The following is a 12,087-nucleotide window of genomic DNA, read 5'->3' as shown; positions in this document are numbered from 1 at the left end:
CTCGATGAAGCCACTCTCCGCCCACACGCGGGCGGTCTCATACTTGACGCCAGCGTCATGGGCAGCCGCCTTCAGCGGCAACCACTGCGCGGTCGGTTGTTCGAGCTGCGCGACGCGGGCTTCCAACTGGGCAAGCGAGCGCTGGAGGGCCAGGCAGCGACAGGAGCCGTTCGAGCAGCATCCCGAACATCGTCTCCACCTCGCGCCGGACGCCCGCCAAGCTGACGTATTCGCGGCGGGCGACCATGTTCTTGAGCTTGAGGGCGGCGGTCTGCTCCCGGGCAAGCGCGGTGCGCGCCTCCGACAGCTTGAGCTTCGCTGCGATCGCCGTGACCGCCCATCCGGACAACGTGCGCAATTGGCCAGCGATTGAGAACGTCGATTCGCCGGCCGCACATAGCTTTGAGCATGGTCGACAAAAATATTGACAAGTGTGTTGCAACGAGTGCGAGGTTGTTATTCTCGACGATGTTAATTAGAAGGCCCGGGTCAACAACGACTCGGGAATCCAAATGCCAAAGAAGACGAAGAAGATTGCCCGCCGCACTTACACGGCGGCGGACGTGAAGAAATTGCGCGCCCACTCGAAGGCACGGACGCCGGTCGTGAAGATCGCCAAGCAGATGAAGCGTAGCGCGCCCTCTTTAAGGATGAAGGCATCAAGCCTTGGTATCGGGCTCGGTCATCAGCGTTGAACCAACCGCGAACACGCTACGACGTCGCAGCTAGGATCGTTCGTTTGTCTCCGTTGCGATTCAGTTTGACGAACGTGTCGACGGCGCTAACCTGCTTACTAATTTTGTAGTCGCCCTCCCCGCCGCCATACGCCTTCGGCACTCGGCGATTCTTGATCGCTTTCGCCAAAACCGGGTCCATTGGCCTACCGCTTGCATTTCCGGTGACGCGGTCCCAATTGGCACGCAGATCGGCTCGCGGATTGAAATAATCAGTCATCATCACTCCAATAAAAAAGGCAGCCCTACCGGCTGCCCTTGTGTTGCGTGCAATGCCCGCGCACAGCGGCGGTAGCCGAGACAACCTCGACTCCCCTCATGACGGCGGATGACGCCGGCCTCGTATCAAGTGCCTCACAGCGTCGATCACGCGTGCCAGCCGCGATGATGGTTTCTTCCGGCGCGGCGGAGTGACGATCAGAACGTAGAGCACGTTCAGAAGTAGCCAGCTTCCAAGCGCCAGCAAAATAGCCTTCATTGGACACATCCGGGAAGGCCGTCAAAAACTTCTAGAGCGCAAACACGACCATCGAAGCTGCTCTTGAGTGCAACTAGAACCCGGCCGTCCACTTCCTCAGGGACAACATATTCTCGGCAGGCTGCGGAAGTCAGCTTTGGTCAAAAGCGGTCCGCCCTCAGGAGCCAACCTCTGAATCTCCTCATTTTGTGGATACGCAAAATTTCGGGCTGATCAGCCCTTAGGGCCTTCGCGAGAACGAATCTAGTCCCCCTACCCTTAAGCGACGGATGGCGACGCAGATGAGCCTTCTCACAGCACGCGCCGGCCTCGCTGGCCATGCTGCCGTTATGGCATCGCAAGCAAAGTGTACGCAGGTTCGCCAAGGTGTCCGTCGAACCGACCGTGCCGCGCTCTATGACGTGATGTGTGTCAACCTGTCCGTTGGTGTGGTGCAGAACTGTTCTGTACACCGATTGCCGTCGCGCTGAAGGCACGCGGCGCGCAGCGCTCGCCAGCCGGAAGACTTGTAGAAGGCATCTGATTTGAAGACTGGCCTGACGTATGGCCGCCACTGAGGTGGCTTAAACTGTTTAGACCGTGTTGGCATTATTTCCTTTCGTGGTTGTGCAAGAGGCAGATGAAACTCTCTCCCTCGCTAACGCGTTACGCCTTTCGCGGAGGGTTCTCGATGGATCACCATCGGACAGCCTTGATTTTGTTTGCACTCGCTTTGGTCTCCGTCATCGTGATCGCGGCTGCAATTACGATGGAAAAGGTCAACGTTCGTACCGCAAGCAGCGACGCGCCGCCGTATACGACTGGCCTTGCGAGACCCCATCAACCGCTTGACCGGGCTCCCGGTGACCCGCTACCGACCGTAGCCGCGCCGGCCGGGGTGGCCAGACAGCGTCCCTAAGCCAGACGCAGCGCTAACTACGCGCGCCGCCGAACCAATGTCCGTATGTATAGTTGACTCAATGGACCCGGAGACGATCCAACAACGCCTCGCCCAAGCCGAACGGCACGCCACCGAAGGCAGGAGGCTCGTTGCCCGCCAGGAAGACTTGATGGCCAATTTCGCCGGTCAAGGCTTTGAGACCACGGAGGCGCAACGAGTGCTCGAACGCTCGTGCATACGCTGGCACTGCACGAAGCCGAGGTGCGGCGCTTTCGTGACGAACTAAACGCGAGCTAGCCGCTCAAGCGCTTCGGCCCATGCGAAGCAGGAAGCGGCGGCCGGTGTCCCGTTAAACGACAGCGACCTACCCAACGGCCACGTCGCAAAACTCACCACCGGCCCCGCTAGCCCGCCGACTTGTAGAACGCGTCGCCGAGGGTCGGTCGTTTATAGGGCCGCCATTGGGCTGGTCGGAATTGTTGTGGTCGTGTCGGCATGATTTCCCTTGTTAATGCGCGCAATTCGGAACGCCGTCGACAATGAGCGCAAGCCGCTCTAGGTTAGACGGCATTCGCGTATGTAACTTTTTCGAAGGAGGTCTCGGTAATGACCGCATATTTCATCGTCCAAGCGACCATTCACGACGAAGCGCAGTTTCAGAAGTACCGCGAAGCCGTCGTTCCGTTCATAGCCAAGTCCGGCGGTAAGATCGCAGCGAGGCGTGCAGAGGTGCACGTCTTCGAAGGCGAACACGACACCCGGCCTGTGGTCATGTTTGAATTCCCGAGCATGGACGCTATCCACGCGTTTTGGGACTCGCCGGATTACGTCCCGATCAAGAAACTTCGCGATGGCGCCGCCACCATCAACGTGTGGGCGTTTCCCGGCCTCTAATGCGAGCCGTGTGCGTTCTTTGGCAGCGAGGCTTACCAGCCACCAAAGCCTCAAACGCGCGACGGGGGGGGTGCGTTGGCGCGTTCTATAGGACCGGACCTGACCACCGCCAGCATGCGTCGAGGTGGTTTCTGCCAAAAAAACGCAGTGATTGGCAGAACTAGGCCGGCGCGTAACTGACGCTTCCCATTTTCCCTACGATGGCTCGAAGCTCAGCGCCGTGTAGTTCGGCAGAGTCATTTACTTCTACAATGCCAAGGGCCTGCCTTATCTGTCCGAACGCATCTCGGCCCGCTTCCATGGCTTCTTCGTCGGAGGAAGCTAGCGCGAACTCGTGAGCGAACCTCTTTCCGACGTGAGCGCCTCTTCCTCAATGCTGTAGACCAATGTCAATCTCATTTCGGACCATACGTCCCCGCTCACCTCGCTTCCTACGATCCTCACCTTATGATCACTGCCTTTCTAGAACGAGTGGCAGGGCGTTTCCCGAGTGCTTCGCTTATGTGAAGGCGACGTAGCATTGACCTTTCTTCCGGCCTCGGGTCGTGGGCACGCCCGCGGTGGCAGTCTCCCACAAGGGACACAGCCGACCGATGCCCCCCGGGTGACCGGCCGGATACGGCGATGATCTGACCGCCACCGTTCACGCGGTGCATATTGTGTTTCCCCCGCTATCCACAGCCTCAGATGCGAGCGGGATTGACAGCGCAGTTGATTCGGTCCTTCGGGCGGATAACCTCGTTTCTGGAAATGCCAGGATTTTGCGTAGTTTTGCGTAGGGGGAATCCATGGACAGAACCGAGCGAGCTTTTATCCTTATCGCGCTGACGGGATTTTATGTAATGGTCGCCGGGGTGGCTTGGCTAATGGTCACCTGATAAACCCATAGCCACGATACGCAGTAGCTCGCCGCCTTTCCGAGCCGCTTGGAATTGATCATTTGCGAGGTGCTTACGTCGGCGCTTCTATCGCGGCATGCCCTAGGTTCGTCGGGCGGCCCGCGCGCTGTAGCCGCGCCAGCGCGAACGGTCGGCCCAACAGGCAGCAACCGGATTCACATGTGTTGTTGCCGAATTCACCCGGCTGATTTGACCATGCGCCGGCCGCGGCCATCTCGAAATCGCCGCGGCTTCGGGGCAACACAGCTCGAGCGGCTTTAAGGTTAGTCCTAAAGAGGATTTAACACCTCCGTCGAATCAGCGTCTTATGTGCTCGTTCCTGAAGCGCATTTCGTGGAGCACATAATGAAAATCATTTTTTCTAGCACTGACAATCCCACCAAGACCTGTGAGCTGTGCTTGGAGCCGATGAAGTTCTTGAGCGAACAAGCCGACTTTAGGTTGTTCAAATGCAACGATTGCGCGCTGGTGAGCACAGACCGGGCCGTAGACGTCGCGGCGCCCTTCCAAGCGCCATCTCCAAGAAGGCCTTCGTTCTGGCGTTGATGCGCCCCGCAAAATGGGACCGCGGGCCCTGGGGCTTTCTCCACTCGCTTCGATCACAAGAAGAACAGACTAAGGCAGCTCTACTTGCCTTTTCTGGTGCTTCAGCCGAACGAGATGCCGTTCTCGTCGCCAGACATCAAGGTCGTGCCCATCGAGTAGTTGGGCCGCCTTCTCCTTGGCTTCTTCGTCGTTGGCGCAATCCAGCTCATGCACGCCGGTAATACGCCCGTCATCCTCTAAGATGTAAGCGCGGTAGTCCATGGCAGTCGTTCCTCGATAGGGACGATCGTACCATCGACACGGTGACGGGAACAAGATCGTGCGCGCGTTGAGAATTAAGCCACTCCGGGACGGCGACTGGCGGCCTTACTCTTTCCAGTAGAGCCGTTTGCAGGTCGGGCAATCGTAGACCTTGACCTGCCTATTTTTGCGAACGTCAAAGATGCGCGCTCGGAAGGTCGTCGGGGCTCGGCAATCCTCGCACCGGGGGCATTCTCCACCTTCGTGTCTTCTGCCACTGCCGCTGCCTCATTGAGATACGGACAGCACCCCGAGCCCGATAGGAACATTCCGGGAAATAAGGACAAACCCCAGACGTGCCCGCGCGTCGCGTGTCGGTCAGAGTGTGTCAGGAACAAAGGCCACTGAATAAGCTTGTGAGTCTCGCTGGCTCGCCGACCGAGCTGGCGGAGCGGCCCCGGCCTACCCTCAATAGCCCCCCTGAAGCCGGGGCCGTCTCTCTGACATGTCATGATCCAAACTGAAAAGGGAACAATGACCGTTTTCGTGTATGTGAACACCGCCAAACAGGTGGGCGACAAGGATCACATCAAGGTTTTCGCTACTGTGGACGCAGCGGAAATGTGGTTCGATCAGAACGATCCGGAAGGCGTCGCTTTCGAATACGACGTGATCGAAGAGGTAGGCCCGCCAGCGTGAACCGGCGGGGCGATGTGAATGGGGGAACCCAGTCCCGCTCCAACTATCTCAGTGAGATCTGGTCTCTCGCCTAATTGCTTCGATGCGTTTTTCGACTATCGCAGAGATCGCGTTTGCTTGCTCCGGCGTCATCTTACCCGCAGCGACTTGCGCCAGCAGATCCGCTTGCAGCGTCACCAGCTCTGGGAGGCTCATCTCATCGATGATCTTCGCTACCGCGTCGTCCGACATCTCAGACTCCCTTTCGCTGTTCGATTTTCGAGCCTGGGCGCGAGCAGTGCGACGCCTCTGGCGGCATCATTGATGACTTCGGCCGCTCCGCACGGGTCGTTCGGCCCGACCGTTTATGCGAGCCTCGCTAGCTGGTGGATTGTCCACACCCACGACGCGCAGTAGCCGGCGCGCGTTCCAAGCCACCAGTAATTGGCAATTTGACTCTGGCCGGCGCCGCGCTTCGATGACGGCATGCCACGCCCTCGACGCCACACGCCCACGCACGCCGACGGCCGCCTGCTGAAGATCACCTTCGGCGAGATGCGCGAGATGGGCGTGCGCGGCGTCCTGGTCTACTGCACTGCGGGCATCACGTCGGCCTGAATGCCGATCGCTGGCCGGACGACATGCGGCTGTCGGATCTGGAGCCGCGCTTCGTATGTCAGGGTTTTGGTAGCCGCGGCGCCGATGTCCGGCCCGACTTCGAGCGAGGTGACCAGCGCCGAGCGATAAAGGCGAGAGAGGCCGCCACCTGAGGCGGCCTTACTTCGTGCGCCCTCGCCTTTCTTCAGCGGAGACCTGCGAAAGCAACTCGTATTGGCTCGCGAGCGCGGCAAAAGTCCGTGAAAGGTTTCGGAGCACGGTTGCCATTCTGGGCGAGACGCCCGGCGCGTTGGCCTGGTCTTGATAGTGCCGGGCGAGATTCCGGCATTCTTCGGCAGTCCGCATTTAGCCAAGCTAAGGAAACTGACGAACTAGGACAGTCCAAAAATGAACTTAGGACACAAGGGCTTGAATGGTTGAATACGGACAGTAGCCCGACTTCGAACGAGGCAATCAGCGGCTTGCCATCCGATCACGGTAGACACCCGTAAATTTCCCAATTGACAGGCTCGCCAGCGTGAAGCGGCGAGGAACTCGTGCTCGACGGGACCGATGCCCCGCGCCTTAACGCTTTGCTATCTCGCGCGCAGCATTCAGGTCCGCTTTTATTCCAGCGACTGCTGCTTCATTGGCGGGCCGTCGACTTGGGGCGGCTCATTGAGGTCCCGCGCCCACGGCGCTGGCACGCGTTGCTGATCGCGTCGGCTGACTTGCGAAAGCTGAGACGAGAAGACCCACAAGGGTCAGTCAAACTTGCCCATGTCATCGCCCGGATGAACATGCCCCTCCAACCGATTGCCCAAAGAATCGATCCCCGAAAGTTTAGCCAATTCGGAGGATAGGCTTGCCGGTATGAACCGGCGCGGGGCTAGCGGAGAAATCATCTGGCCTCTTATTTGCGCGCCTTGCACATCATTTGCGCTCATCCATCGCGCGCGGATTGCGTTCACTAGTTATGCGGGTCCTTGGTGCGACACCTCATCCGCGTGAGCCTCGCGCCATCCACCTGGACGGCCCCTGTCGCGTGCACCGGCAGGGGCTTGTTGCTGAAGGCCCGCCAGCGTGAAGCAGCGGGATTTCTGATCAAAACGCTCGCGGCCCGGCGCGGTTCTTGTCCGGTACCGCGCGCCGGGCCTAACCATTCCCCGCTTTCCCCGTGAGGTTTGGCTAGGCTCATGATAAAGCGATTCTCGGAACCACCTTATCTTGTTTGTGCAAGCAATCGGTCCCCGTGCTTGGAGGTCCGCACCTTAATCCAAGGCACGGGAACCGAGCATCGGCGCTGCCGCCGATCACCGGCCTATCGTGCATGTGCATCGATAAGACGCAATAAGGTGCGAACTAGTTTGCACGATCAAATGCCGAGAATAATGACAGGGAGCCACGAACGGAGTGTCCTTTCGGCAGTAACTTGCGTTAGGAAAAATCGGAACAAGCCGTGAAACCAATGCGTGTATCCATTTTTGGCACACGTGATCAAACAGAGTACGGCCCGCCAGCGTGAACCGGCGGCAGATCGCCTACCGTTCGATACCGTGGCGGGCAGCAACGGCACTAAGCAGGCTATCCTGCCCCGCCGCACGCCCACGAACTGAAACGCTCGACCCCCCCGTTTACCGTCATTGTATAACGACGTTGTTAAAACGTTTTGGGGAGTAGAATGGAAAGCACTCGCTTACTGACATTCGCATTATTGGCATTCACACTTTCTTCCACTGCCGCCTTAGCTGATTGCCCTCCCGGCGTTGTGCAACAAACAATTCAGAGAATGAACGCAAAAGGCCGCCACATTCAGCCATCCCAAGTGGAATGCAAAAGAAATGGCATGAAGGGCCAAAATGTGATGTTGATTTCCGTAGGCAACGATCTAGTTGGCTCATGTTTTGGCCAAGGCGGAAAATCTTCAGTCGGTGCGCCAAAGCGGACGTGCAGACTGGCAACCTTAGCCGAGATCGGACCAAGCTCGCTGCCAACGATCTTCATCAAAGGAAAACCCGCCGATCTGGGAGCCGGGGCCGTTCTCCTTGCCTAGCTGCCCCAGCCCTTTTCGGCGGCTACGACCGGGCAAGCGCGTCCGCCCGTCCGGCCACTGGAATCGACATCATCTCAGAGCGTCCCCTGATCGGTGTCGATCGATTTTGCCGATTGTTGCACCTTGCATCCCGCAAGCGTGGTTTGCCGGCAAAACCGCTTGAACGCAGCCCAGGCACTCGCGCTCATCAGCAATCGAAGTCGGCGCCCATACATCCGGCGTGTCGCCCGCTCGATTCTAAGAGCCCGTCGTAACCCGCGATCGTCGCTCACTCCGCACGCGCCGGCCAGCGCCAATGCGAAAACTCGGCGTTAGCCTGGGGCATCTCGTCAAAGTCCTCATCGAGCACGGACACGTCAGGAAGCCGCGGCTCCTGGCGATCCGAAGGTTGACGGCTCAGACGCTTTTGTTCGCGTGTCACGACGAAAGCCAGCTTTCAAATTCGGCAGGCGTGCGCACGCCGCTTGCCCGATACATGGCAGACTGCGCGAAGTTCACTACGGCCTGCAAAACATCGATTGCCTCGCCCTGATCCTCGATGTCGCGCAGTTGCGCCCCACGAAACTTGCGTAACCAGATTTCGGTGATTTCGGCCCGCTGCTCGGCAGTCAACCCAGACAAAATCGAATCTCCTTCCCAAATCGTCACGATAAACTGCGGGTCCGAAATCGATGCTCCGAAAGTGATGTTCCGCGGCGACGGCACCTTAGCGATTTTACCTCGGTAATCTGAACGAAGGGCCGCAAAAGCCGCGTTCCGGGGGTCGACCGTACGCGGGATCGTCGCGCGCCGTCTGCTGGGCTGCTTGCGTATCGGCAACCGCACGGCGCAGATCTTTGAAGACCGAGCGGTTGCCTTCGGCGAAAGTGCGCTTAGCTTTTGCCTTTCCGTCGACCGAAAAATCCAAATTCCCATCCACCGCTTGGCTGTTGGTGGCGAGCCGATCATTCAACGCGATAGCGCTCGCAACAGCCGTCGCGATACGCGGGGACGCATTGTCCGGCATACGGCGCCGCAATTCGGCTATGGCGGGATTACTGGCTGACATGAATAAAGTCCCTTTTAAGCAGCTTGTTCATGGCGCAGATGGTGCGCGCAAACTGCTCAACATGGCAGGGACGAAAGGCTATCGTCTTCGGAGGTTTCGTACCTGGCGGCGCAGATGCCTTTGCGGTTCGGCGAAAGCCTTGGCCAATGGTGAGTTTGCCTTAGGGGTCCTGACGCCCGCAATGGGTCAAATGCGAAGAACTCGGGTTGAGCAGAACTGGCCAGCTCTGACTCAATGAGCGGACCTCCGTCAGACGCTGCGCAACTTCGCAGATGGGCCATCAACGGACTCATTGCACCGCAGCAGACGCGTCTCTATTCTATCACTTCGTCGGCGCGAGCGAGAACCGATGGCGGTATCTCAAGTCCGATTTGCTGTGCTGCCTTTGTATTGACGATGAGTTGAAACTTTGTCGGCTGATAAAACGGAATTTCGGCCGGGTTCTCACCCCGCAATATTTCGGCGATCTGACCTCCCGCGTAACGAAACGTATAGAGCAGATCGATACAGTAGGCCATAAGCCCGCCCCCTACCACGAGGTCTCGGAACGGATACATAGTTGGAATTCGTGCGCTCGCGGCTAGGTTGGTTAGCGTCTTGACATTCCCATTGTGGTCCGCCTCGTCCGAAACCAGAAGCGCGTCTATTCGAGCGTTTTGCATCCAATTGAACGCTGCTGAATGGGTCTCCTCGCTGAACGTATTTCCGAGGTCCACATGGCTTAGCGCTATCCGCGCCTGTTGAGCCGCCTGCCTAAGGGCGTCGCCCGTTGGCCTGTTCCAGTTTCCGCGGGATGAGAGATATGCAACCGCTGACAATGTGGGCCGCACTTCAACCAGCAAAGACAGCCGCTTTCCATAAAGCTCCAAACCAGCATCGACGGTCACGCCCGTTACATTCGTCCCGGGCCGGGCCAAACTAGAAACGAGCCCTTCAGCAACCGGATCATCTATTGTAACGACAATCGGAATGGTCGTTGTGGCGGCTTTAAGCCCTGCTACCATCGGGTAGCCGCTCGTGAATATGGCGTCGGGATTAGTCTCCACGACAGCTCGCGCGAGCTCGGCATAACGCCCTGTTTCGCCTCGGCCTGAATAGAGATCAACAATCAGATTTTCTTCATCGACAAAGCCGCGACGGCTCAGTTCGCCCAGGAGTGCCCGAAAATAGGGTTAGCTTTGAGCCCTTCAATCGGACGGGCGGGTGAGATTAGGGCAATCCGCTTTCGCCGTGTCGATCTCTCAGGCTGGGCACTCGCCTGCCCGGCCAACACCAACGTGCTGACCGTGATACCCGCGATGAAATCTCGTCGCCGCATGTGTCCCCATTAAAGGAGCACCCGCCTCTGGCGGAAGTTTAGCACCTTCGTAGTTCGCGGTATCTCCAAAAGCGGCCGCAACGGCGAGGTTTCTGTATGGTCCGGCCGCGCGGTGCAAGAGGTTTCCTCAACCTCTCAGATGGCGGTCTTGCATCAATGTATCGGGCCTCTGATTGGAGCGTGCTGTGCTCCGGGCCCTCTACACCGCGCCGAGCCGCTTCCGGTTTTCCCTCGACAGCCGACCTTTCGACGGACGTCGTGCAGGGCAGCCAAGGGCCAACAGCTGACCTCACCTACTGAGGGGATCGCAATGGTCAGCGCCGCGTGTTAGTCTTTGGTCGTCGCCATCGCATTTCGAGGGCATTGCACCATGATTAGCAAGGCCGACGCGATTGTCATTGGTTCTGGCGCCCTGGGCGCGGCGACTGCCTACTACCTGAGTAAGCGCAAAGATTTCAGCGTCGTCCTCATCGACAAGCACGATATCGGATCGCAAACGTCGCCTCGCGCCGCGGGTATGGTGAGCTGCGTTCGCAAGAGCGATTTGATGATCGGCCTCATCAAGGACGCATGCCGGAAGATCGAAACGTTCACGGAAGAAACCGGGCAACCCCTGGATTGGGTGCATTCGGGCAGCCTGAGGATCGCGCGTCGCCCGCAAGATGCAGAGGTTATCAAGGACGACCTTGAGCGCGGTCGCCGCATGGGGCTTGATGTCGATCTGATCTCCCCAGAGCAGGCACATCGTCTCAATCCATTCTTGAAGCCGACAGGTGTCGTAACGGCGATGAGGATCGGTGACGACAGGTATTTCGATCCGGCGCAAGTGGCTGTCGGGTTTGCCAGAGCAGCTGCGGCTCAGAGCGTCACCTTGCTCCCGAAGACGGACGTGCTTGCTGTCAATATCACTGCCGGGAAGGTGACCGGCGTAACCACTGCGAAAGGCATCATTGAAGGCCCGATCGTCGTCGACGCAGCCGGCGCATGGACGCGACAGGTAGCGGAGGCAAGCGGGATTGGCGTGCCGTTGGTACCGACCCGACAGCATCTGATCATCACGGAGCCTTTGGATGGCGTGCGTGCTGATCTGCCCATGGTTCAGATCATGGATGCCGCCGTGTATGCGCGTCCCTGTCACGGTGGCTTGCTTTGGGGCGTCTACGAGGAAACACCCCAATTTTTCGATATGCAATCGTTGGGAGCGAGTTTCGATGTGAAGGATATGCCGCTCGACATCGAAGTGCTTCGTTCAGCCGCGACTGACGTCAAGGACCAACTCCCAGTCCTGGAAACCGCTCAGGTGCGGGAATTTCGTGGCGGCATCCCGACGATGACCGCTGACGGCCACCATGTCCTCGGGCCAGCCCCCGGAGCAACAGGCTTCTATTTTGCTAGCGGGTGCAATGTCGCCGGCCTTTCGATCTCGCCAACGCTCGGAGAAGCACTTGCGAGTTGGATTATGCTTGGCAAGCCGCCCGTCGATCTCTCACCTATGTCTGTCATGCGCTTCCAGAACCAGTCGTGGTCTGAATCTCAATTGCAAAAGGAAGCCGCTTGGCAATATCGACACTTCTATGGTGCGGTCTGACGTCGGCAATGGGTCAAAATGCGAAGAACTCAGGTTGAGCAAATCTGGGCAGTCGGGGCGTAACTTCGAGATGGGCCAATTCCCGACTCATGCGCCGCAGCAACATGCCTTCATTCAATCACGTCGTCGGCAAT

At 58.5% G+C, this 12,087-nt stretch carries 14 protein-coding genes; 6 read left to right on the top strand and 8 right to left on the bottom strand.

The features are described 5' to 3' along the window. Positions 1 to 55: 55 nt before the first annotated feature. Positions 56 to 358, bottom strand: a complete 303-nt coding sequence (locus BM222_RS41425) for a hypothetical protein (RefSeq protein ID WP_177243549.1) — start codon at positions 356 to 358, stop codon at positions 56 to 58. A 154-nt stretch (positions 359 to 512) separates the two neighbouring features. Between BM222_RS41425 and BM222_RS29690 the strand changes: the two genes are divergently transcribed. After that, a complete protein-coding gene (locus BM222_RS29690; RefSeq protein WP_092236162.1) occupies positions 513 to 695 on the top strand; it encodes a hypothetical protein in 183 nt (60 codons plus the stop codon). A 16-nt stretch (positions 696 to 711) separates the two neighbouring features. On the opposite strand, the gene BM222_RS40360 is transcribed toward BM222_RS29690, so the two are convergent. Both BM222_RS40360 and BM222_RS43455 read right to left on the bottom strand, forming a co-directional pair. Continuing rightward, entirely contained in the window at positions 712 to 957 is a 246-nt protein-coding gene (locus BM222_RS40360; protein WP_143106086.1) for a hypothetical protein, read from the bottom strand. Between the two features lie 395 nt (positions 958 to 1,352). Beyond that, entirely contained in the window at positions 1,353 to 1,664 is a 312-nt protein-coding gene (locus BM222_RS43455) for an HNH endonuclease (protein WP_177243548.1), read from the bottom strand. Positions 1,665 to 2,698: 1,034 nt separating this feature from the next. Here BM222_RS43455 and BM222_RS29675 point away from each other — a divergent pair. Then, entirely contained in the window at positions 2,699 to 2,986 is a 288-nt protein-coding gene (locus BM222_RS29675) for a DUF1330 domain-containing protein (protein ID WP_092236153.1), read from the top strand. 1,514 nt (positions 2,987 to 4,500) lie between these two features. Here BM222_RS29675 and BM222_RS29665 read toward each other — a convergent pair. Next, positions 4,501 to 4,692: a hypothetical protein gene (locus BM222_RS29665; protein WP_092236148.1), complete on the bottom strand. Its 192-nt coding sequence runs from the start codon at positions 4,690 to 4,692 to the stop codon at positions 4,501 to 4,503. A 513-nt stretch (positions 4,693 to 5,205) separates the two neighbouring features. On the opposite strand from BM222_RS29665, the gene BM222_RS41420 reads away from it, so the two are divergent. After that, positions 5,206 to 5,370 (top strand): hypothetical protein, encoded by a 165-nt coding sequence (locus tag BM222_RS41420; RefSeq protein WP_177243257.1) that lies wholly within the window; start codon positions 5,206 to 5,208, stop codon positions 5,368 to 5,370. A gap of 48 nt (positions 5,371 to 5,418) precedes the next feature. Here the strand turns inward: BM222_RS41420 and BM222_RS29660 are convergent, their stop codons facing one another. Continuing rightward, entirely contained in the window at positions 5,419 to 5,601 is a 183-nt protein-coding gene (locus BM222_RS29660; RefSeq protein WP_092236145.1) for a hypothetical protein, read from the bottom strand. Positions 5,602 to 5,835: 234 nt separating this feature from the next. On the opposite strand from BM222_RS29660, the gene BM222_RS43450 reads away from it, so the two are divergent. Both BM222_RS43450 and BM222_RS40355 read left to right on the top strand, forming a co-directional pair. Beyond that, positions 5,836 to 5,967 (top strand): hypothetical protein, encoded by a 132-nt coding sequence (locus BM222_RS43450; RefSeq protein ID WP_502690952.1) that lies wholly within the window; start codon positions 5,836 to 5,838, stop codon positions 5,965 to 5,967. Positions 5,968 to 7,627: 1,660 nt separating this feature from the next. After that, on the top strand, positions 7,628 to 7,999 hold the full coding sequence (locus tag BM222_RS40355) for a hypothetical protein (RefSeq protein ID WP_143106085.1): 372 nt from the start codon (positions 7,628 to 7,630) through the stop codon (positions 7,997 to 7,999). A gap of 417 nt (positions 8,000 to 8,416) precedes the next feature. Here BM222_RS40355 and BM222_RS29650 read toward each other — a convergent pair whose 3' ends face one another. The 3 genes from BM222_RS29650 to BM222_RS29640 form a co-directional block, all read right to left on the bottom strand. Continuing rightward, positions 8,417 to 8,647, bottom strand: coding sequence for a hypothetical protein (locus BM222_RS29650; protein WP_143106084.1), 231 nt, complete (start codon positions 8,645 to 8,647; stop codon positions 8,417 to 8,419). A 67-nt stretch (positions 8,648 to 8,714) separates the two neighbouring features. Next, positions 8,715 to 9,047 (bottom strand): hypothetical protein, encoded by a 333-nt coding sequence (locus BM222_RS29645; protein ID WP_143106083.1) that lies wholly within the window; start codon positions 9,045 to 9,047, stop codon positions 8,715 to 8,717. A 314-nt stretch (positions 9,048 to 9,361) separates the two neighbouring features. After that, a complete protein-coding gene (locus tag BM222_RS29640) occupies positions 9,362 to 10,192 on the bottom strand; it encodes an ABC transporter substrate-binding protein (protein WP_283810273.1) in 831 nt (276 codons plus the stop codon). Positions 10,193 to 10,735: 543 nt separating this feature from the next. Here BM222_RS29640 and BM222_RS29635 point away from each other — a divergent pair. Next, positions 10,736 to 11,953: an NAD(P)/FAD-dependent oxidoreductase gene (locus BM222_RS29635; RefSeq protein WP_092236133.1), complete on the top strand. Its 1,218-nt coding sequence runs from the start codon at positions 10,736 to 10,738 to the stop codon at positions 11,951 to 11,953. The last annotated feature ends 134 nt before the right edge of the window (positions 11,954 to 12,087 follow it).

Source organism: Bradyrhizobium sp. Gha (genome assembly GCF_900113735.1).
Lineage (GTDB): Bacteria > Pseudomonadota > Alphaproteobacteria > Rhizobiales > Xanthobacteraceae > Bradyrhizobium.
This window is presented reverse-complemented; position numbering and strand designations above follow the sequence as displayed.

Excerpts from the sequence above, each read along its gene's own strand:
- BM222_RS40360 (WP_143106086.1), bottom strand. The coding sequence starts at position 957 with ATGATGACTGATTATTTCAATCCGCGAGCCGATCTGCGTGCCAATTGG.
- BM222_RS41420 (WP_177243257.1), top strand. The coding sequence starts at position 5,206 with ATGACCGTTTTCGTGTATGTGAACACCGCCAAACAGGTGGGCGACAAG.
- BM222_RS29645 (WP_143106083.1), bottom strand. The coding sequence starts at position 9,047 with ATGTCAGCCAGTAATCCCGCCATAGCCGAATTGCGGCGCCGTATGCCG.
- BM222_RS40355 (WP_143106085.1), top strand. The coding sequence starts at position 7,628 with ATGGAAAGCACTCGCTTACTGACATTCGCATTATTGGCATTCACACTT.
- BM222_RS29690 (WP_092236162.1), top strand. The coding sequence starts at position 513 with ATGCCAAAGAAGACGAAGAAGATTGCCCGCCGCACTTACACGGCGGCG.
- BM222_RS43450 (WP_502690952.1), top strand. The coding sequence starts at position 5,836 with ATGCCACGCCCTCGACGCCACACGCCCACGCACGCCGACGGCCGCCTG.
- BM222_RS29675 (WP_092236153.1), top strand. The coding sequence starts at position 2,699 with ATGACCGCATATTTCATCGTCCAAGCGACCATTCACGACGAAGCGCAG.
- BM222_RS29665 (WP_092236148.1), bottom strand. The coding sequence starts at position 4,692 with ATGGACTACCGCGCTTACATCTTAGAGGATGACGGGCGTATTACCGGC.
- BM222_RS29635 (WP_092236133.1), top strand. The coding sequence starts at position 10,736 with ATGATTAGCAAGGCCGACGCGATTGTCATTGGTTCTGGCGCCCTGGGC.
- BM222_RS29660 (WP_092236145.1), bottom strand. The coding sequence starts at position 5,601 with ATGTCGGACGACGCGGTAGCGAAGATCATCGATGAGATGAGCCTCCCA.